This window comes from Pantoea sp. X-Soil-TKNS-1211 (genome assembly GCF_059730495.1).
The window spans coordinates 348,887-369,560 of record NZ_AP035954.1 but is presented as its reverse complement, the minus strand read 5'-3'; the positions used below and the strand labels follow the sequence as shown (position 1 = coordinate 369,560).

Genomic DNA, 20,674 nt, shown 5'->3' with positions numbered 1-20,674 from the left:
GCGTGCAAATGCACCAGGAAGGGACGTTTTTTTGTCATCATGATTGTATTTGTTGATTCATAAAATCCAATATATTAACCAGGAGACGACGATGCCCAGCTCTTATTTAACCGTAAACCACCTGCGCGGAATGATGTTCAGCCTGGCGTTGCTGCCAGCATTCAGCCATGCCGCCGTAGAAAGTGTCAGCCCCGGCAAACTGACTTATGGTACGGCCGCCACCTTTATGCCGTTCGAGTTCGTAAAAAACGGCAAGCTCACCGGCTTTGATATCGATTTAATCACCGCGCTGAGTAAGCACCTCGATCTGACACCCGCACCGATGGCGATGGAGTTCAAAGGTCTGATCCCGGCATTGCAGGGCAAACGCCTCGACATCATCAACTCCGCGATGTACGTCAACCCGACCCGTGCCGCCCAGGTGGATTTTGTGCCTTATCTGAAGATCGGTAGCCGCGTGATTGTGCGCAAAGGCAATCCAGCCGGGATCACCGGTCGTGATTTGTCACTGTGCGGCAAAAATATCGCCGTCACCCTCGGTGGTATCGAAGAGAGCCAGGCGCGCGTAGACAACAAAAACTGCGTTGCCGCCAACAAAGCCGCCATTAACGTGCTGACCTTCCCGGCCGCGACTGACTCCGCTGTGGCCGTGGCACAGGGCCGCGCCGATGCGGAATTCCTCTCCACGCCGGGCACTCTGGCGCTGTTCAGCGAGAAACCGGATATGTTCGAAGCGGTTGGCCCGGAGTTCGAAGCCGACACCCATATCGCGTTTGCGGTGCGTAAAGGTGATGCCGAAACCAAAGCGCAACTGGAGAAGGGGCTGCAAAGCCTGGTGAAAGATGGCACCTACAAGCAACTGATTGAGAAATGGAACTTCCCGGATTCCGTTGCCATTTTCTGATGCGTTTTATGCCGTTAACCGGAGATAGCTATGTCGATTGATTTAATGTGGCAGTACTTCCTTTCCCCTGAATTTCTTCAGGGCGCATGGATGACACTGTTAATCACCCTCTGCTCGCTGTTGTGTGGCGTGGTGCTGGGTCTGGTACTGGCCCTGCTACAGGAGGCGCCTTTCCGTGCCGGTAAGGCGCTGGCGTTTTTCTACCTGTGGCTGTTTCGCGGCACGCCAGTGCTGTTCCAGATCATCTTTGTCTACAACGTGCTGCCAGGCTTCGGCTTACGCTTCTCCGCGTTTACCTGTGCAGTGCTGGCGCTCTCGCTCAATGAGGGCGCGTATATGGCGGAAATCCTGCGCTCAGGTTTACAGGCGGTGAAAAGCGGGCAACGTACCGCAGGCATGGCACTGGGCATGACCAATGCGCAGATCATGCGCAAGATCGTGTTACCTCAGGCGGCGCGCATTGTGCTGCCGCCAATGGGCAACCAGATGATCAGCATGCTCAAATCGAGCGCGTTGGTGTCAGTCATCGCGGTGCAGGAGCTGTTACTGGTGGCAAACCAGACCGCCAGCGCCAGCTTCCGTTACTTCGAAGCGTTATGCGCTGCGGGTATCTACTATCTGCTGCTCACCACGCTATTTATGATTTTCCAGTCATGGCTGGAGCGCACGCTCGATCCAAAGCAGCGTCGCCGCAAAAGCCAGAAAGCACAATCTCACGACCTGAAACTGCCTAAACCCGCCCGGGAGGTGTCATGAACCATGAACGCAAACCGTTGCTGGAGATGATCGGCATCGACAAAACCTTTGGTCGTCAGACCGTACTGAAAAATTGCTCACTCAGCGTCAATCGCGGTGAAACCGTGGTGTTGATTGGCCCGTCCGGCTCGGGCAAATCCACGCTGTTACGCTGCGTCAATTTGCTGTCACCTGCGGATAGTGGCGATGTGTTCTTCGCTCGTCAGAACATCAGCCGGGGCGAAGTGCCGCCGCATCAGCTACGGCAGCGCATTGGCATGGTGTTTCAGAATTACGAGTTGTTTTCCCATCTCACCGCAGCGGAAAACATCATGCTGGCACCCATGACGGTGCTGGGCGTTAACCGCATCGAGGCACGTAAGCAGGCGGAAACACTGCTGGCAAAGGTACGCATCAACGATCGCGCCGACCACTTCCCGGATGAGTTGTCAGGCGGTCAGCAGCAGCGCGTGGCGATTGCCCGCGCGCTGGCGATGAAACCGGAACTGATGTTGTACGACGAACCCACCTCGGCGCTCGACCCGGAGATGATCCGTGAAGTGCTGGACGTGATGGCGGAACTGAGCGCCGAAGGCATGACCAGCATGGTGGTCACCCATGAGATGGGCTTTGCGCGTCGCGCCGCCAATCAAATTCTGTTTATGGAAGAGGGCGAAATTCTCGAACGGGCCAGCGCCCAGGACTTTTTTACCGGCCAGGTCAGTGAACGCGCCAAACGTTTCCTCGACCAGATCTTACATTAATAGCGGAGTACCTATGAGTCGTTACCAGGCAGACAGTGTGCGCATGAAGCGGGATCTTGCCGCGCTGGTCGCCATCAACACCGAAAACCCGCCAGGCCACGAGCGTGAGGCGGCGGAATGCGTCGCCGGCTGGTTGCGTGAAGCGGGTTTTGATCTCTCCTTCAGTGAATACGCAGCCGGACGCACCAACGTCATTGCGTTGCTGAACAACGGCGACGGTCCCTGTTTCGCCTTCAATACCCATCTCGACACCGTGCCAGCGGGCAGTGGCTGGTCAAGCGATCCCTTCACCCTGACCGAACGCGACGGGCGTTTATACGGTCGCGGTGCCTGTGATGCCAAAGGCCCGCTGGTGGCGATGGTCGAAGCGCTGCGTATGCTGGCTGCCAACCGCCACAGCTGGTCCGGCACGCTGATGGGCGTGTTTACCGCCGATGAAGAAGTGGCGAGCGAAGGGGCGAAGTTTTATGTGCGTGACCAGCCGCCCGCCATCGACTTCGCGGTGATTGGCGAGCCGACCTCCAACGCCACGTTCTCGGCGCATAAAGGCAGCCTGCGCCCGCGCGTGCGGGTAAAGGGAGTGACGGCGCATTCCGGTACACCGGAACTGGGCATCAACGCCATTTACCAATCTGCGAAGCTGCTGGGGTTGATCGAAGAGGCCCATCATCAGCAGGTGCGCTGCCGCTGCCATGCGCTGGTGGGCAACGCCAGCCTGACGGTCACCCGCGTGCACGGCGGTCATGCCGATAACGTGGTGCCGGACAGTTGTGAACTGCTGCTGGATCGCCGCATGGTGCCAGGGGAAGACGAGACGGCGGTAAAAGCCGAGCTGCAACAGTTGCTGGATCACGCCAAATCACAATCTGGCGTTGAAGCGGAAATCATTGCCTGGCAGCCCACCACCGGTGGTGCCACCGAAACCGACAACAGCGAAGCCATTGTGCAGCACAGCCTGGTGGCCTGTCGTCGCCACGGCCAGCCGGAACCCGGCCCATTTGGTTTTCAGGGCGGCTGCGATCTGGTGCATTTCCGCACCCTCGGGGCCAAAGGCGTGGTGATTGGCCCCGGTGCGCTGGCGGTGGCCCATAAGCCGGATGAATTTGTCCCGGTGGAAGAGTTTATCGCCGCCGCATACATCTATCTCGATATCGCGCTGGCGCTGCTGCCAGCGGAGGCCAGCGCGTGAAGGCACAACTGTGGCGCGGCGACCTGCATTACACCGGGGTAACGTTGCATACCGCCGCGTCGGGCGCGGTACATGCGCTCGATACCCTGTGGCTGCGTTTGAGTGAGAACGGTGTGGAAGGCATTGGCGAAGTGCGGCTCAACATTGCTTATCTGCACGGCTACAGCGCACAACAGGTGCTCGACAATCTGTTGTCGATGTTGGGGCGGTGGGACTGGCGCACCGATGCGCACAGCCTGCTGATGGCGGTACACGCGGACGACAGCCCGTTACTGGCTCCGTCTCGTATGCTGCTGGATATGGCGCTGCACGATCTGCTGGCGCGAGGGCAGGATGTCAGCCTCGCGGCCTGGCTGGACGCACCTGCCACGCCCGCGAGTTTCGCTACCAACCAGACGCTGTTCTGGGGCAGTGAAGCGCAGATGTTGACCCAGGCGCAGGGCTATGTTGAACGCGGTTTTACCCAGCTAAAACTGCGCACCGGTGTGGCGGATTTCGCCACCGATCTGGCGCGTTTACAGGCGTTGCGTGATGCCTTCGGCGATCGCATCTCGCTGGCGATTGACGTCAATGGCCAATGGTCGCTGGCCGAGGCGCATCGCGTGTTACCGCAGCTACATGCTGTGGGGCTGAGTTATATCGAGCAACCGCTGGCCCCGGCCGACGATCGCCATCTGGCCGAACTGGCGCAGTACGCCATCCCGATCATGTTGGATGAAAGCCTCAACAGCGCTGCCGCTATTGATCGGCTGATCGCAGCACAGGGCGCGCTGTGGGGCCATCTTAAGCTGGTGAAGTTAGGCGGGTTAGCCCCGACGCTGGCGGCGGCACGCCGTCTGCAAGACGCGGATATCCCGTTCATGATTGGGCAGATGAATGAAGGCCACGCCGCCACAGCAGCGGCATTGCAGCTGTGTCGCGTGCTGCAACCGGCGTTTGCCGAACTGTATGGCGCGGATGGTCTCATCGACGATCCGGTCAGCGGTCTCTCCTATGCACACGGAAAAGTTACCGTAAATGACTCTCCCGGCCTGGGTGTGCAGTTTGCTGCCGCCCGCGCCACTTTCCTCCAGGAGTTTAGTGATGCAACAGCTTAGTAATGTCATTCAGGGCAGTGAATCCGCGTTCAGCGTGGACGAGTACGCGCAGCGTATCCAGCGCACCCGTGAGCGTCTTAACGCCGCCGGTGTGGATGTGATGATCGTCACCGGACCGGAAAACATTTTCTGGCTCACCGGGCAGCAGACCCCCGGTTATTACACCTTCCAGGCGCTGCTGCTGCCGGTAGAAGGGGAGCCGGTGTTTGTCATTCGCCAACTGGAATACTTCAACTTTATCGCCAACACCTTTATTTCTGACGCCGCGATCTATCAGGACGGCGATAACCCGGTGGATTTCCTCGTCGGCATGCTGCAACAAAAAGGCTGGCTGCATAAGCGCATCGGGCTGGATAAACGTGGCTGGTTCCTGCCGATTGCGGTGTATGAGCTGCTGCAAAGCAAACTCGGTACCATCGCTGACACCGCTGGGGTGATTGAGCCGCTGCGCGCGGTGAAATCTGCCGCTGAAGTGGAAAAAATCGCCACTGCCGCCCGCTATGTTGATGCCGGGATGCGTGCCGGGATGGCAGCGATCCGCAGCGGCAGCGACGAAAACGCGCTGGTATCCGCGATGATGGGGGCGGCGATCGCTGCCGGTTCTGAATATGTCGGCATGGAGCCGCTGGTGTCCAGCGGCCCGCGCAGTGGCGTGCCGCACGGCACCTGGCGTCGTCGCGTGTTGCAGGATAACGAACCGGTGTTCCTCGAAATGGCCGCCGCACACGATCGTTACCACGCGGCGTTGATGCGTTCGGCGTGGATTGGTCGCCCACCGGCAATTGCCATCGAAATGGAAAAGGTATGTCAGGAGGCTTTACAGGCAGCGCTGGATGCTATCCGTCCGGGGGCCACCTGCGCTGAGCCGCATCTGGCCTGCCAGAAAGTGATTGATCGCGCAGGCTTTACCGACAACTTCAAAAAACGTACCGGCTACTCCATCGGTGTTTCGTTCGCGCCGGACTGGGGCGAAGGCGGCATCCTCAGCCTGTACAGCGGTGTCACCACCGAATTGCAACCCGGTATGACCTTCCATATCCCACCTGCACTGCGGATTTACGGTGAATTCACCGTTGGCGTCAGTGAAACCGTGGTGGTGACGGAAACCGGTTATCGCCAGCTTGGCAGTCTCGCTCGTCCATTAACTTTGTTGTAAGGAACTTTCATGAAAGACATTAACGAATGCCGTGAACGCCTGCGTGGCATTTTCAACATCACCGTCACGCCGTTTGATGCGGCAGGCGCAATCGATTTCGCTGCGCTGCGCGAAAATATTGAACGCGTCATTGGACTGGGTTATGACGGCATTCTGATCGGTGGAACCTACGGTGAATTTCCGGTGATGTCGCTGGCGGAACGCCGCGAGCTGTTTCATCAGGTGATGGACTGCGTGCAGGACCGTATTCCGGTGATGCTGTGCAGCGCCAGTTCTGACCCACGCGATGCGCGTGAGCTGACGAAACTGGCGGGCGATCTTGGTGGCTTGCCGATGGTCACCGCGCCCTACGTCAGTGAAATTACCGACGCACAAATTCTCGCCTACTTCAAAGAGATGGCGCCGTTATCAAAGACCGGCATTCTGGTGTACAACGCGCCGGGGATTGGCATCACGCTGTCGCCTGCTTTGCTGGAGCAGTTGGCGGATGTGACGGGTGTGGTGGGGATCAAGCAGGGCGACCTCAACCCGACAGCTATTGACCAGATCGCAAACCGTCTGCGTGGTCGCCTGCGCCTGTTCTGTGCCTCTGATCTGGCGTTCTTAGGCCCGATGATGGCTGGTTTTGATGGTATCAGCACCACCAACAGCGGTGCGCTCCCGGAGCTGGTGTTAGCCACCTTCCGTGCCGTGGAAAAAGGCGATGGGGCGACGGCGCGCGATCTTCATCAGCTGTGGTATGACTACCGCGCGCTGGCACGTCAGCACGGTCAACCGCAACTGGTCAAAGCGGCGATGGCGCTGCGCGGCTTTAACGGCGGCTATGTCCGTGCGCCGCTGCTGCCGATCTCTGCCGACGCGCAGGCGCAACTTGCCAGCGTGATGCGTAAGCTGGCAAGCGATGCACGCACCGGCGTTAGTCTCGCTGACTGAGTGCTGCCTGAAGGAAAGCCATCATCAGCGGGTGCGGGGCATCCGGGCGTGACGCCAGTTCAGGATGCCCCTGTACGCCCTGCCAGAATGGATGATCGGGCAGGGTAATCGCCTCAACGATATCGTCAGTCTGCGCGTTAATCTGCACACCGCTGGCATGCAGTTGCGGCAGCAACTCAGGGTTAAAGCGATAACGGTGGTTGTAGTGCATTTCCCCGTTATTAAACGGCAGCACACCGCAACGATGACGGCGATCCGCAAAGGCAACAAAGCTATGCAAGGTGGCATCGGGCGCAACTTCCGCGAGGATCGCCCCGGCATAGCCCGGTTGTTGGCGGACTGCGGCGGTACTCATGCTCTGCATCCCGAGGCACAGCCCAAGGCTGGGGAGGGCGCGGCTATGGGTTGCCTGCGCCACACGGATTTGTCCCTGTACCGCTGCCATTGAGGAACCACCCGGCAGCAGCACGCCGTGCAGGCCGTCCAGTTCGTGCAGGTCGGCGGAGAGGCTGGCAGGCGCTAGAAAACGGATGTCGAGCGTCAGTTGCAACGCCGTAGCGGCATCGCCCAGCGCTGCCAGCGTCGCGGGATAGGCCTGGCGATGATCGGCTTCCCGGCCAATCAGGCCAATGTGCAGCGTGCGGGCAGCTTCAGCGGGTGGTGTGACTGACCAGCGACCATAGCGATCGGCATGCAGCGTCAACAGGGTATGTGCGGCATCGCGTAGCACCAGGGTTTGACCGCCATCGTGGCTGAACAGGCGAAAACCTCGCAGATCGGCGATCTCGGCGGCGCGTGCGCCGGGTACGACGATCACCGCGTCAGCCGTGGGTAATGCGCTGACTGCGTTGACTTCCTGTTGCAGCGTATCGCTGCGATACAGGCCGCTGGTGACGCAGTAACCGGCACGTACCACGTGCTGATGACTATCGGGTACATCGCCGGTGAAGTCAGGACGCAGACTCCATAACGGTAGTCTGAGTTGGTTAGCCCACTGGCTGGCGGTGACACCGTAACGGGCCGGTAAAGGTGAATCATCAAGAATGAATATGAGTGACACGGCAATTTCCTGCTGATGTTGGGTGAATAATTGTATTAGTTGAATCATCAGATACAAAAGAGGATTTATGAATATCAGTCAAACTGCCCGGCGCATGCAGCGGGTACGGCCTTCGCCCACCGCCACCATCTCTGACCAGGTGCGTGAACTGGAGGCCGCTGGGAAAGCGGTCATCAATTTAGGCGAAGGTGAGCTGGATTTCGCCACCCCGGCATCCATCAGTTATGCCGGGATTGCGGCGATTGTCCAACAGCAAACCAAATACACCGCCGTCGCGGGTACGGCAGCCTTAAAAGCGGCGATTGCGGGAAAATTTGCCCGCGATAATCAACTGCACTTTGCCCCGGATGAAATCATTGCCGGTAGCGGTGCCAAGCAGCTAATTTTCAATGCGTTGCTGGCAACGGTGGATATCGGACAGCAGGTTATCATTCCGGCCCCTTATTGGGTGTCCTATCCCGATATGGTGACGTTGGCGGAAGGCGAGCCGGTGATGGTGCCTTGTGATGAACAGCATGGCTGGAAACTGCAACCGGCACAGTTGGCAGCGGCGCTAACGCCGGAAACGCGTTGGGTGATCCTCAACTCACCGGGTAATCCGACCGGGGCGATTTACAGCGCGCAGGAGCTGCGCGCGCTGGCGGATGTGCTGTCCGATCACCCGCAGGTGCTGATCATGGCGGATGATATCTATGAACCGCTGCGCTATGACCAGACGCCATTTGCCACTTTTGCGCAAGTTGCGCCGCAACTGGCGCATCGCACCCTGACGGTGAATGGGGTGTCGAAGAGTCATGCCATGACCGGCTGGCGTCTCGGCTACGCAGCCGGACCCCGCTGGCTAATCGCAGCGATGCAGGTGTTGCAATCGCAAAGCACCTCTAACGCCAGCAGCATCGCTCAGGCAGCGGCGGTGGCGGCGCTCAATCAACCGGCAGATTTTCTCGTGGGCTGGCTGGAAAAACTCGATCAACGCCGTCAGCAAGTGCTGGCGATGGTGGCTGAGGTAGACGGCCTGAGCGCCAGCGCGCCGCAGGGGGCGTTTTATGTCTTCGCCAATTGCCAGGGTTTGATCGGACGGCATACGCCGGACGGCGAGACGATCGCTGACGATAAAGCGCTGGCGTCGTGGCTGCTGGCGGAAGCACAAGTGGCGGTGCTGCACGGTTCGGCATTCGGTACGCCCGGTTATTTGCGTATAGCCTATGCGGTGGAGGATGCGTTATTGGCAGCCGCTTGCCAGCGGCTCACGCAGGCCTGCGCCCAACTCCAGTCGTAGCCACCTGAAAGCGCGATCCTTCGCGCTTTCACCTTTTGCCTGCTTTCCCTCCCCGTGATGCACCCGCCTGCACCATCTCAGAATATGCTTGCACCAAAGTGATCCCACACCCGTATGGCAATCCTCTGCCAAAGAAGCGAAGCGCCATATCTGCCGCCGTATGCGGGCTAATGCAAAAACTGGCACGAAACGTGCAACTTGTACATACAAGGCTATACAACCACGGTTCGCACGCGTCAGGTTGATTAATGCAGACAAGCAGGGTGTTGAAATAACCATGATCTCTTTTGAAAGCGTCACCAAACATTATGAAGATGGCACGTTAGTTGTTGATCGCCTCTCGTTCACGGCACCGGGAGGTCAGTTGACGATCCTGGTTGGGCCATCCGGCTGCGGAAAAACAACTTCACTACGGATGATTAACCGACTGATCGAACCCTCAAGCGGAAAAATCCTGCTTAACGGCAAACCGACGAATGAAATGGATGTGGTCCAGTTAAGACGCCGCATCGGTTACGTGATTCAAAGCGCAGGGCTGTTCCCGCATAAAACCATTGTGGAAAACATCGCCGTCACGGCGCTGCTGAATGGGGAAACCCGTAAAGCCGCACATCACAAAAGTATGGCGTTGCTGGAGCGGGTTGGACTCGCCACGGAACTGGCTAACCGCTATCCCTGGCAATTATCGGGTGGACAACAGCAGCGCGTCGGCGTAGCACGCGCGCTGGCCTCTGACCCGGAATTTATGTTGATGGATGAGCCGTTCAGCGCCGTTGACCCGGTGGTCAGGGAACAATTACAGGATGAATTCCTGCGCTTACAGCGCGATATCGGCAAGACCATCATTATGGTGACGCATGATATTGATGAAGCCATGAAGCTCGGGGATCAGGTCGCGGTGCTGATGCCGGGAGGGCGTCTGGCACAAATGGCACCGCCGGTGGAATTACTGACTGCGCCCAACAGTGAATTTGTGGCTGACTTTATTGGCCGCGATCGTGGCTATCGGCGTCTGACCTTTAGCACCATCCATCCTGATTTACACATTCAGGCTGAACCCAGCGTGGCGATGGGCAGCAGTGCAGACACGGCACGCAGCCTCACCGCCGATCGCTGGATCGTGGTGACGGAAAATGCGCGTCCGGTTGGCTGGCTGGATACCGCAACCCTGCACGGCGATGTCACTGTGCGTAACGTCAACCTCGGCAGTACCTTTGCGCCACTTTCCGGCTCGCTGCGCCAGTTAACCGATGCGGTGCTCAGCTCACCCTGCCAGCGGGGCATCGTGGTGGATGACCAGCAACGTTTCCAGGGCACGGTCAATTTCGACAGCGTGCTCAGCGCACTACGTAGCAGCCGTGCACAGGAGGCGTGATGCGATTTGATTGGTTGTATAACCAGAGTGGACAAATTTTCCTGCTGTTTGGCTGGCATTTATATCTGTCACTGCTACCGGTGGTGATCGGCCTGGTGTTGGCGATTCCCGCCGGACGTCTGGTGCAGAGCATGACCAGCGTGAAAACTTTTATTCTGAATCTGTTCGGTTTGCTCTACACCATCCCCTCCCTGGCGTTGTTCGTATTGCTACCGGGGATACTCGGCACGCGTATTCTGGACACCCTCAACGTGGTGGTGGCACTCACCATCTATGCCTTTGCGCTGCTGGTGCGCACGGTCTGTGATGGGCTGGATTCGGTTTCCTCCGAAACGAAACAGGCGGCGCAGGCGTTGGGTTACACGCCGTTACAGCAATTTTTCCAGGTTGAACTGCCCGTCGCCACACCGGTAATTGCCGCCGGACTTCGTGTGGTGGTGGTGTCTAACGTCAGCATTGTCTCGATTGCGGCGCTGGTCGGCATGCCCCAACTGGGCAGCCTGTTTACCCAGGGATTCCAGCTCAATTTTCTCACCCCGATCATTGCCGGCATTGTGCTGTGTATTCTGCTGGCGCTGCTGCTCGATAGCCTGGTGATCTTTCTGACGCATCGTCTGACCCGCTGGCAGCCGAAAAGGAGCGCATCATGATTGCGTGGATTTTCAACCCGGCCCATTGGTCCGGTGACGAAGGTTTATGGGTGCTGATTGGTCAGCATCTGGCCTATAGCTTTATTGCGCTGGCCATCGCGATTGCGCTGGCATTCCCGATCGGCTGTTACGTGGGCCATACCGGCAAAGGCGAGCGGCTGTTAATTGGCAGTGCCAACGCGTTACGTGCGCTGCCGTCCTTCGGTTTTATCATCATGTTGGTGATCCTGTTTGGTCCGGTGTTCGAATCGGATTTGGCCTTTATTGTTCCCTGCCTGATTGTGCTGATCGTACTGGCGCTACCGCCCATCATGCTGGGAGTCTGTGCCGGCATCAGTGCCATCGACCGCAATGTGATTGATGCGGCGAAGGGGATGGGATATTCAACGTGGCGTTTATTATTTTCGGTGGAAATACCTTGCGCCTTACCGCTGATATTTTCCGGCATTCGCAGCGCGACATTACAAATTGTCTCTACGGCAACCATTGCTGCCTATGTTTCATTAGGCGGGTTAGGGCGATTAATTATTGATGGTCGCGCGCAAAATGATTATTCGCAAATGGTGGCAGGCGCTGTACTGATTGCGCTGATGGCGTTATTGATCGACTGTTTCTTTTCTTTATTAACCCGTGTTGTTGTTTCACCTGGCTTATTACGGCGTACCAAACGCCAGCGTTCTTCTTCCGTTATTCAACCTTCACCAGGAGTTCCATCTAATGAAATTTAGCCGAATCGTTGCTGCATCATTGCTGTCTCTTGTTTGTTGCCAGTTTGCTCAGGCGGACACGACCCAAGGCGTCGGTACTATCGTGGTGGGATCAGCTGACTTCCCCGAAAGCCAGTTACTGGCGACGCTGTATGCGGGTGCGCTGGAAAGCAAAAATATTACCGTGGAGAAAAAACTCAATATCGGCAGCCGTGAAGTGTATATGCCTGCGTTGCTGGATGGCTCTATCAATCTCATCCCGGAATACAGCGGCGCAACGCTGAGCTACCTTGATGCCAAAACCCAGGTGCACACCCCGGAAGACGTGGCGAAAGCGTTGTCAGCGGCCTTACCGGCCAAAATTAAGATGCTAAACATTTCAGAAGCACAGGACGTTGATGTACTGGCGGTCAGTGCCAAAACAGCGAAACGCTACAATCTGAAAACCATTGCGGATTTGGCCCCGGTGGCGCACCAACTGGTGCTGGGTGGACCGGCTGAGTGGAAAACGCGCCGCGAAGGTGTGCAGGGCTTAAAAGATGTGTACGGCCTGAATTTTAAATCCTTTAAAGTGCTGGATGTGGCGGGGCCATTAACCCTTTCGGCACTGCGTAATAATCAAATCCAGGTGGCGGATTTAACCTCGACGACCCCGGAGCTGAAAAAAGATCATCTGGTCGCGCTGGAAGATCCGAAGAACTTATTCCTGGCACAAAATATTGTCCCGTTAATTGCTGGCGACAAAGTGAACCCAACGGTTGAAGCTACCCTGAATGCGGTCTCCGAAAAACTCACCACCGCTGATTTAATTAGCATGAACGAAAAGCTGGCGAATTTCGAAAATATCGATGATGTTGCCAACACCTGGTTAACACAGCACGGCTTTAAAAAATAAGTGTGGAATGAACGGATGAACAATTTATCAATGACTGTTGAACCAACCCCGGTGATGCTGGGGAAATCCACCACCACGATTGATGACATTGTTCGTATTGCTGATGGCGCGCTCGTCGCGCCTGATGCTGCGGCCTTATCAGCAATGGACGTGCTTAACCAACGCATTCATCTGGCGATTGAGCAAGGCCAGGTGATTTATGGCTTGACCACCGGGGTGGGTGATCTGGTTACCCAGCGTCTTTCGGTGGATGACATCGCCGATGTGCAGATCAATATGTTGTGCAGCCACGCCTGCGGCATGGGGCCAGAACTCTCTGTACGTGAAGTACGCGCCATGATGGCGGTGATGATGAAGTCCCTGTTGCAGGGATACAGCGGGGTGAGTGCTGACCTGATTAACGTGATGGCCGAGATGCTGAACCATCAGGTGATTCCGTGGGCACCCGCGAAAGGATCGGTGGGCTACCTGATTGCCACCGCGCATATCGGTATGGCGGTGTTTGGCCTCGGCAAATGCTGGTATCAAAACCAATTGTTACCTGCCGCAGAAGCGCTGCAACGCGCCGGTATCGCGGTGCGTATCCCTGGGCCACGCGAAGGGCACGCGCTGCTGAGTGGCACCTATGAAATCACCGCGCTGGCTTGTCTGGCGTTAGCTGACTTTCGCGCGCTGGTGCCGGTGGCAGATGCGGCGGGAGCCATGAGCCTCGAAGCGTTAAAAGGCAATACCCGTGGTTATGACGCCCGCCTGCATGCGTTACGACCGTTTCCGGGCCAGGTTGAAACCGCGCGCCTGCTGCGTAATTTCCTACAGGAAAGTGAAATCCTCGATCGCTATCGCGATCATCGCGTGCAGGATGCACTGAGTTTGCGCTGTATCCCGCAAATTCATGGCGCGGTGCGGGACCAGTTACTGCACTGCGAACAACAAACCCTGATTGAGTTAAACAGCGTGACGGATAATCCGGTGTTTCTCATGGAAGGTCAGGAACTGCTGGTGCTACCGGGCGGCAACGGGCACGGTGCGCCATTGGCGCTCAGCCTCGATGCCCTCGCGATTGCCATCGCAGCGCTCAGCACCGCATCGCAGGCACGATCCGACCGTCTGACCAATAGCCATCTGAGTGGTTTACCGGCGTTTCTGATGCCCAATCAGCGTGGCTTCTCCGGCATGATGATTCCGCCGTATGTCGCCGCAGCACTGGCGGGAGAAAACCGCAGTCTGGCCGCGCCGGCCAGCGTCCACACCGTCTCCACCTGCGCCGGACAGGAAGATCATATCAGCATGGGCGTTAATGCAGCGCGTAACGCGTTGGATGCGATCAGCAATGCCATCGACATCGTGGCGATTGAGTTGTTATGTGCCACTCAGGCCATTGATTTTCATCAACCGTTGCACGCGTCACGCGGTAGCGAGGCGGTCAAGGCTCTGGTGCGTAAGCATGTCGCCTTCCGCGATCGTGATACCCCGATGTATCCCGATATGCACGCCATCCGCGATCTGATTCGTGGCGGCGCGATGATCGCGGCGATCACGGACGTGATGCAGCTAAACGCTATGCAGGAGTAACGCAATGACCGCAGAACCTACGGCAAATAAGCCGCTTTCCGGTATCCGCGTGCTGGATTTGTCGCGCGTACTGGCCGGACCCTATTGCGCATCGTTGTTAAACGATTTAGGTGCCGACGTCATCAAAATCGAAATGCCGCACTCTGGCGACGATTCCCGTGCCTTTACGCCGCATATCGCCGGTGAAAGCACGTATTTTATGCAACTCAATCATGGCAAAAAAAGCCTGACGCTGGACCTGAAGTCCGCAGAAGGCCATGCGTTATTACTGCGACTGGTGGAGCAGACGGATGTGCTGGTGGAAAACTTTCGTCCGGGGGTCACCGAACGTCTGGGTATTGACTACGCCACATTACAGGCGATTAACCCGCGCTTGATCTATGCCAGCATTTCAGGTTTTGGTCAGGAAGGGCCACTGGCGCGCAAACCGGCCTATGACCATATCATCCAGGCGATGGGTGGCATCATGCAGGTTACCGGCTGGAAAGAGGGTGAGCCAACGCGCATCGGCGATGCGGTCGGGGATGTGGTGGCCGGGTTGTACGGTAGCTGGGCGGTACTGGCCGCCTTGTTGCAACGGGGGATCAGCGGCAAGGGGCAACACATTGATGTGGCGATGCTCGACACGATGGTGTCGTTGCAGATGGTTTCGCTGACCCAGTGGATAGGTAATCTGCCTGGCGCTGGCCGTATCGGCAATGCCCATCCGATTAGCGCACCGATGGACAGCTACCGTACCCAGGACGGCCATATTGTGATCGCTGTTGCCAATGACAAGCTGTTTGCGGCGCTGGCCCAGGCGATGCAGCAGCCCGACCTGGTTAATGACCCCCGATTTGCCAGCGACCCGCAGCGCCTCGCCAATCAGCAGGCACTGCGCGACGTGATTGAAAGCTGGCTTTCGGTGTATCGCGAAGAGCAGGCGTTGGCGCTGCTCGATGAAGCGGGTGTGCCCGCCGCACCGGTGTGGCATCTGCGCCAGGTGTTGAGTAGCGAACATGCCCGCAGCCGGGAGTTAGTGCATCAGGTGCAACACCCGGTCGCAGGGAATGTCGCGATTGTGCCACAACCGGTGAAACTGAGTGGGATGACCACCCCGCCCGCGTTGATGCCCCCTCAACTTGGTGAGCATTCTCAACAGATCCTGCGTGATTTGCTGGGGCTGGATGAGGCAGAGATTGAGCAATTACAGACGCGTGGCGTGATCTGACGGGAGAATCAACATGACGCAACAACAAAAAATCGCCGTGATCGGTGCAGGTACGATGGGCGCACGTATCGCGGCGGTATTTGCCGCCAGCGGATTTCGCGTCGGCTTATATTCACGCACCCCGACGTCGTTGGAAAAAGCAAAGCAAGTGATTGCGTTGGTGACCGATGACGACAGCGCCATCACATACACCACCTCGTTGGCTGATTGCCTGCGGGACGCGATATTTGTTTCAGAAAACGTGGCAGAGCAGCCAGCACTCAAACAGGCGGTGCTGCGCGAGATCGAACAGCAGGTGAGCCGCGATTGTCTGATCACCACCAATACCTCCAGTATTTCGATTGGTGAGTTGGCCAGTGGCTTGCAGACTCCCGCCCGTCTGGTTGGCATGCACTGGTTCAATCCCGCCAACATCATGCCGTTGATCGAGATCGTGCGTGGGCCGCACAGCGATGAACATTGTTGTCAGCAGGTGGCGGATCTTTGCCAACGTCTGGGCAAAGAGACGGTGATGGTCAACCAGGATATTGCCGGGTTTATCGTCAATCGTCTGCAATACGCGATGTTGCGTGAAGCACTGCATCTGGTGACCAGCGGAACCGCCAGCATCGCCGATGTTGACCACGCGGTTGAAACCACGCTGGCCCCACGCTGGTCGGCGATGGGGCCGATGAAGCTCATGGACTTTGCCGGACTGGATACGGTGCGTAATGTCGCGGCCATCGTGCTTCCGACCTTGTGTAATGACGCAGTATTACCGGACTGGTTGGTGGAGAAAGTGGCACAAGGGCAGCTCGGGGCAAAAAGTGGTGCAGGCTTCTACCCGTGGTCAGACAGCGATGCGGCCGCCAGCATGCAACGGCGTGATGCGATTGTTAGCTGGCTGATCAGCCAGCGGGAGGCATGATGGACCTGGTAACTTGTCATGTAGACCAGCATATTGCGTTTCTGCAACTAAACCGTGCCGACAAACTCAATGCGTTAAGTGCCGAGATGCTGGATGCGTTGATTGCACAACTCGATCACGTCGCCAGCAATGATGAGGTGCGGGTGGTGGTGATCAGCGGGACAGAACGCGCCTTTTCCGCCGGGGCTGATACCGGAACCCTGGCAAACTGTTCGTCGATGGCGCTGTACCGCAGCGGATTCAGCGAAAAATGGGATCGGATTGCGGCGTTTGAAAAACCGCTGATTGCAGCCATCACCGGTTATGCGCTGGGTGGGGGACTGGAGTTGGCGCTGCTGTGTGACATTGTGCTGGCGGGTGAAAGCGCCAGACTGGGGTTACCTGAAAGCCAGATCGGCATCATCCCTGGGGCTGGCGGCACGCAGCGGCTGGTAAAATCTCTGGGTAAATCGCTGGCGATGGAGATGTTGCTGACCGGACGGCGGTTGACCGCCAGTGAAGCGCTTGCCGCCGGTCTGGTCAGTCAGGTGGTGGCTGATGCGCAGTTGATGGAGACTGCACAACGCACGGCAGAGAAAGTCGCCGCCGCTGCGCCGCTGGCGGCACAATTGATTAAACGCGTAGTACTGGCCAGTTATGAGATGCCGTTGAGCGCCGGTATCGCCTTCGAACGCGCCTTGTCTGCGCTGATAGCCGACAGTGAAGATCGCGCCATTGGTATGCAGGCGCTGGCGCTTAAGCAGAAGCCGCAGTTTACTGGCCGCTAAGGGCGCGCTAAACGTTCGCTGGTATGGGCTGGCCAGCGATAATATAAGCGTAGCGGAAGTGGGTTAATTAAATCTGCAACAATGGATAAAGCATCATTTAATTGTGATGCTTTGCACATATCAAAAATAATAACGCGGTTGCCTTGAGGAGAGTTATTAAGCTTAGGGGCGCGGGGCATGTTTTAGGCTCTGCGTCGACATTCAAAACTTAATAACCAGCCAACTATCTGAAAGGTACTCACATGTCTGAAAATCGTGGAGTGGTCTACATAGGTAAAGGTAAAGTTGAAGTCCAGTCGATTGATTATCCCAAAATGCACGATCCCCGGGGGAAGAAAATAGAACACGGGGTGATTCTCAAAGTATTATCCACCAATATCTGCGGTTCCGATCAACATATGGTCCGTGGGCGCACCACCGCCCAGGAAGGCCTGGTGCTCGGCCATGAAATCACCGGTGAGGTGATTGAACTTGGGCGCGATGTCGAAAGGTTTAGCATCGGCGATGTAGTGTCCGTCCCGTTCAACGTTGCCTGTGGCCGTTGCCGTTCCTGTAAAGAACAACATACCGGCGTCTGTCTGACGGTCAATCCGGCCCGTGCGGGTGGCGCATATGGCTATGTGGATATGGGCGATTGGGTTGGCGGCCAGGCGAAGTATGTGCTGGTGCCCTATGCGGATTTCAATTTACTCAAGCTGCCGGATCGCGAACAGGCGCTGGAGAAAATCAAAGACTTAACCTGTCTTTCCGATATCCTGCCGACTGGCTTTCATGGCGCAGTTACCGCAGGTGTCGGCCCCGGCAGCACCGTGTACGTGGCAGGGGCCGGTCCGGTGGGGATGGCGGCGGCCGCGTCTGCGCGTCTGCTGGGCGCAGCGGTGGTGATTGTCGGTGATATGAATGAGGCGCGCATCAAACATGCGGCGCAACAGGGTTTTGAAGTGGTTGATTTAAGTAAAGATACCCCGCTGCATGAGCAGATTGCCGATATCCTCGGCGAACCCGAAGTGGATTGCGCGATCGATGCCGTCGGCTTTGAGGCGCGCGGTCACGGCCATGAAGGTGCACAGCACGAAGCCCCGGCAACGGTGCTCAATGCGCTGATGCAGGTGACGCGTGTGGCAGGGAAAATCGGTATTCCCGGCTTGTACGTCACTGAAGATCCGGGTGCGGTCGATCAGGCGGCGAAAATGGGTAGCCTGAGCATTCGTCTGGGACTGGGCTGGGCCAAATCACATGCCTTCCAGACCGGGCAGGCACCGGTAATGAAATATAATCGTCAGCTGATGCAGGCTATTCTGTGGGATCGCATTCCGATTGCCAAAATAGTCGGTGTTGAAGTGATTTCACTGGAAGATGCACCGCGTGGGTATACAGAATTTGATGCTGGTGCGCCGAAAAAATTTGTTATTGATCCGCATTTCTCTTTCTCGAAACCTTAACCAGAGAACCTCTTTTTGTGACAATGTTATCGGGTAATTGTTAGAAAACTGCGCCAGTCTTTATTAGAGAAATAGGGTGCTGGCGCAGCGAGCTATTCAGGTTAAATAATTTACTTTTCCTGAGGCTTTATTATTCCCCATCGGTTGAACGAGTTAATTCTTCCCAGCGATCAATATCCTCCTGCATGGTTGTCAGTTTATTCCGTACCAGCGCCAGTGCGTCACTACCGAGTAGCAGATGCGGCGGCGGATTGTGGCTGGAAATGAGCGTCAGTATCGCCTGTGCGGCTTTTTGTGGATCCCCCAATTGTTTGCCGCTTTTCTCGACGCGCGCCTGGCGAATGGGATCGAACAGCGCATCGTAATCCGGGATACTGCGAGCGCTGCGTACCATCGAGCGCCCCGCCCAGTCGGTACGGAAAGATCCGGGTGCCACGGCGGTGACAAAGATGCCGAAGGGCTCGAGTTCTTTCCCCAGCGCTTCTGAAATGCCTTCCAGCGCAAATTTGCTGCCGCAATAATACGTAATGCCGGGCATGGTAATAAAACCGCCCATCGAGGTGATATTGATGATGTGACCGCAACGGCGCTGGCGCATATACGGCAGCACCGCTTTGATCATCGCCACGGCACCGAACACGTTGACGTCAAACTGGTGGCGCATCTGCTCCAGCGACGACTCTTCCATCACCCCTTCATGGCCGTAACCGGCATTATTGACCAACACATCAATCGGCCCGTGGCTGGACTCGACAGCGGCAATACAATCATCGATGGCGGCGAAATCGGTCACGTCCAGCAGGCAGGCGCTGGCATGGCCGGGTTTCAGCGCTTCAAACGCCTGTTTGGCTTCCAGGGTGCGCACGGTGCCGACCACACGGTGGCCCTGGCTTAATGCCTGTTGAGCCAGCGCGCGGCCAAAACCACTGCTGACGCCAGTGATAAACAAGTTCTTGGTTGGTGACATAAGATTCGCTCCCTATAAATGTGAGAATGCATAATATTCTTCTTCACAGCTTGCATTGAGACCGTATCTTCTGGTTTTATTGCCTAATCTTATGATCGGGTATGTTTATGAACGATGATATCCAGGCGCAGACGGTGGCGTTGCTACGGGCGCTGGCACCGCAGGAAGGCTATAATCTGACCGCGCTGGAACAGGTACGTATTCTGCGTTCCGACCGCCCGTTGGCGCGCACGCCGGTGCTATACGATCCGGGCATCGTAATTGTTTGTCAGGGGAGTAAGTGCGGCTATTTGGGCCATCAGGTTTATCTCTATGACGAGCAGCACTACCTGGCGGTCTCCGTGCCGGTGCCTTTTGTCATGGAAACGCTGGCGTCGGCTGAACGGCCATTGCTCGCCATCTATATGCATCTCGATTTCACGGTAGCGGCGGAATTGATGCTGCAACTTGAGCAACTGGGCGATACGGCAGTCCCTCCCGCACCGCAAAGTATGATGTCCAGCCCGATGGATGCGCTGATGAAAGCCTCCGTGCTGCGCTTTTTGCAGGCACTGCATCACCCCCGTGATGCGCTGATCCTTGGGCCAGCGCTGATGCGTGAGTTATATTATCGCGTTCTGACGGGACCGCAGGGCAGTGTACTGCGGGCCGCGTTAAGCCAGCAGGGGCAATTTGGCAAAATCAGCAAAGCATTGCGCCATATCCACGCCAGCTATGCACAACCGCTGCAACTGGCGCAGCTGGCGGCCGAGGCGGGGATGAGTGTGCCAACCTTTCATAGCCATTTTAAAACGATAACTGGGGTTGCCCCGATGCAATACGTGAAATCGGTGCGGCTGCATCAGGCGCGGATGTTGATGGTACGGCAGACGTTAACGGCGGCGGCAGCAAGTTTCGCGGTGGGATATGAAAGCCCGTCGCAGTTCAACCGTGAATTTAAACGCCTGTTTGGTCTGCCGCCCGCCGAAGAGAGTCGCAGGATGCAGCAACATTTTGCCGTGCCGCCGGAACAGCCTGACGCGATATTTATCTCTTCACATTAACGGTGCGTGATAAATCGCGCCT

At 57.1% G+C, this 20,674-nt stretch carries 20 protein-coding genes; 18 read left to right on the top strand and 2 right to left on the bottom strand.

The annotated features are described in order from the left end of the window. Positions 1-91 precede the first annotated feature (91 nt). The 7 genes from AC6I8W_RS22150 to AC6I8W_RS22120 are packed head-to-tail and all read left to right on the top strand — an operon-like array spanning position 92 to position 6,778. Positions 92-904 (top strand): ABC transporter substrate-binding protein, encoded by an 813-nt coding sequence (locus AC6I8W_RS22150; RefSeq protein WP_497838284.1) that lies wholly within the window; start codon positions 92-94, stop codon positions 902-904. 30 nt (positions 905-934) lie between these two features. Further along, a complete protein-coding gene (locus AC6I8W_RS22145) occupies positions 935-1,660 on the top strand; it encodes an amino acid ABC transporter permease (RefSeq protein WP_497838283.1) in 726 nt (241 codons plus the stop codon). Continuing rightward, entirely contained in the window at positions 1,657-2,403 is a 747-nt protein-coding gene (locus tag AC6I8W_RS22140) for an amino acid ABC transporter ATP-binding protein (protein ID WP_497838282.1), read from the top strand. Before AC6I8W_RS22145 ends, AC6I8W_RS22140 begins: the two co-directional genes overlap by 4 nt. 13 nt (positions 2,404-2,416) lie before the next feature. After that, complete coding sequence (locus AC6I8W_RS22135) at positions 2,417-3,592, top strand: M20 family metallopeptidase (RefSeq protein WP_497838281.1); 1,176 nt, start codon at positions 2,417-2,419, stop codon at positions 3,590-3,592. Next, positions 3,589-4,689 carry a mandelate racemase/muconate lactonizing enzyme family protein gene (locus tag AC6I8W_RS22130; protein ID WP_497838280.1) on the top strand — a complete coding sequence of 367 codons (1,101 nt, stop codon included), beginning with the start codon at positions 3,589-3,591 and terminating at the stop codon, positions 4,687-4,689. Before AC6I8W_RS22135 ends, AC6I8W_RS22130 begins: the two co-directional genes overlap by 4 nt. Then, positions 4,676-5,845, top strand: coding sequence for a M24 family metallopeptidase (locus tag AC6I8W_RS22125; RefSeq protein WP_497838279.1), 1,170 nt, complete (start codon positions 4,676-4,678; stop codon positions 5,843-5,845). Before AC6I8W_RS22130 ends, AC6I8W_RS22125 begins: the two co-directional genes overlap by 14 nt. Positions 5,846-5,854: 9 nt before the next feature. Continuing rightward, on the top strand, positions 5,855-6,778 hold the full coding sequence (locus tag AC6I8W_RS22120; RefSeq protein ID WP_497838278.1) for a dihydrodipicolinate synthase family protein: 924 nt from the start codon (positions 5,855-5,857) through the stop codon (positions 6,776-6,778). Here AC6I8W_RS22120 and AC6I8W_RS22115 read toward each other — a convergent pair. After that, positions 6,762-7,838: a glutamine amidotransferase-related protein gene (locus AC6I8W_RS22115; protein ID WP_497838277.1), complete on the bottom strand. Its 1,077-nt coding sequence runs from the start codon at positions 7,836-7,838 to the stop codon at positions 6,762-6,764. The two genes, AC6I8W_RS22120 and AC6I8W_RS22115, sit on opposite strands and share 17 nt — an antisense overlap. A gap of 67 nt (positions 7,839-7,905) precedes the next feature. Here AC6I8W_RS22115 and AC6I8W_RS22110 point away from each other — a divergent pair, with 67 nt between their 5' ends. From AC6I8W_RS22110 to fdhA, 10 genes are all read left to right on the top strand, one after another. Beyond that, positions 7,906-9,117, top strand: a complete 1,212-nt coding sequence (locus AC6I8W_RS22110) for a pyridoxal phosphate-dependent aminotransferase (protein WP_497838276.1) — start codon at positions 7,906-7,908, stop codon at positions 9,115-9,117. 277 nt (positions 9,118-9,394) lie between these two features. After that, positions 9,395-10,492, top strand: a complete 1,098-nt coding sequence (locus AC6I8W_RS22105) for an ABC transporter ATP-binding protein (RefSeq protein WP_497838275.1) — start codon at positions 9,395-9,397, stop codon at positions 10,490-10,492. Continuing rightward, positions 10,492-11,142, top strand: a complete 651-nt coding sequence (locus AC6I8W_RS22100; RefSeq protein ID WP_497838274.1) for an ABC transporter permease — start codon at positions 10,492-10,494, stop codon at positions 11,140-11,142. The genes AC6I8W_RS22105 and AC6I8W_RS22100 overlap by 1 nt, the downstream gene beginning before the upstream one ends. Then, complete coding sequence (locus AC6I8W_RS22095) at positions 11,139-11,870, top strand: ABC transporter permease (protein ID WP_497838273.1); 732 nt, start codon at positions 11,139-11,141, stop codon at positions 11,868-11,870. Before AC6I8W_RS22100 ends, AC6I8W_RS22095 begins: the two co-directional genes overlap by 4 nt. Then, a complete protein-coding gene (locus AC6I8W_RS22090; protein ID WP_497838272.1) occupies positions 11,860-12,744 on the top strand; it encodes an ABC transporter substrate-binding protein in 885 nt (294 codons plus the stop codon). Before AC6I8W_RS22095 ends, AC6I8W_RS22090 begins: the two co-directional genes overlap by 11 nt. A 15-nt stretch (positions 12,745-12,759) precedes the next feature. Further along, positions 12,760-14,316 carry an HAL/PAL/TAL family ammonia-lyase gene (locus AC6I8W_RS22085; protein ID WP_497838271.1) on the top strand — a complete coding sequence of 519 codons (1,557 nt, stop codon included), beginning with the start codon at positions 12,760-12,762 and terminating at the stop codon, positions 14,314-14,316. A gap of 4 nt (positions 14,317-14,320) precedes the next feature. Continuing rightward, positions 14,321-15,526, top strand: coding sequence for a CaiB/BaiF CoA transferase family protein (locus tag AC6I8W_RS22080; RefSeq protein WP_497838270.1), 1,206 nt, complete (start codon positions 14,321-14,323; stop codon positions 15,524-15,526). A gap of 13 nt (positions 15,527-15,539) precedes the next feature. Then, positions 15,540-16,433: a 3-hydroxyacyl-CoA dehydrogenase family protein gene (locus AC6I8W_RS22075; RefSeq protein ID WP_497838269.1), complete on the top strand. Its 894-nt coding sequence runs from the start codon at positions 15,540-15,542 to the stop codon at positions 16,431-16,433. Further along, positions 16,430-17,200 (top strand): enoyl-CoA hydratase/isomerase family protein, encoded by a 771-nt coding sequence (locus tag AC6I8W_RS22070; RefSeq protein ID WP_497838268.1) that lies wholly within the window; start codon positions 16,430-16,432, stop codon positions 17,198-17,200. Before AC6I8W_RS22075 ends, AC6I8W_RS22070 begins: the two co-directional genes overlap by 4 nt. A 242-nt stretch (positions 17,201-17,442) precedes the next feature. Next, positions 17,443-18,642, top strand: coding sequence for a formaldehyde dehydrogenase, glutathione-independent (gene fdhA / locus AC6I8W_RS22065; RefSeq protein WP_480372364.1), 1,200 nt, complete (start codon positions 17,443-17,445; stop codon positions 18,640-18,642). A 130-nt stretch (positions 18,643-18,772) separates the two neighbouring features. Here fdhA and AC6I8W_RS22060 read toward each other — a convergent pair whose 3' ends face one another. Beyond that, a complete protein-coding gene (locus AC6I8W_RS22060) occupies positions 18,773-19,609 on the bottom strand; it encodes an oxidoreductase (protein WP_497838267.1) in 837 nt (278 codons plus the stop codon). A gap of 107 nt (positions 19,610-19,716) precedes the next feature. Here AC6I8W_RS22060 and AC6I8W_RS22055 point away from each other — a divergent pair, with 107 nt between their 5' ends. Beyond that, on the top strand, positions 19,717-20,652 hold the full coding sequence (locus tag AC6I8W_RS22055) for an AraC family transcriptional regulator (RefSeq protein WP_497838266.1): 936 nt from the start codon (positions 19,717-19,719) through the stop codon (positions 20,650-20,652). The last annotated feature ends 22 nt before the right edge of the window (positions 20,653-20,674 follow it).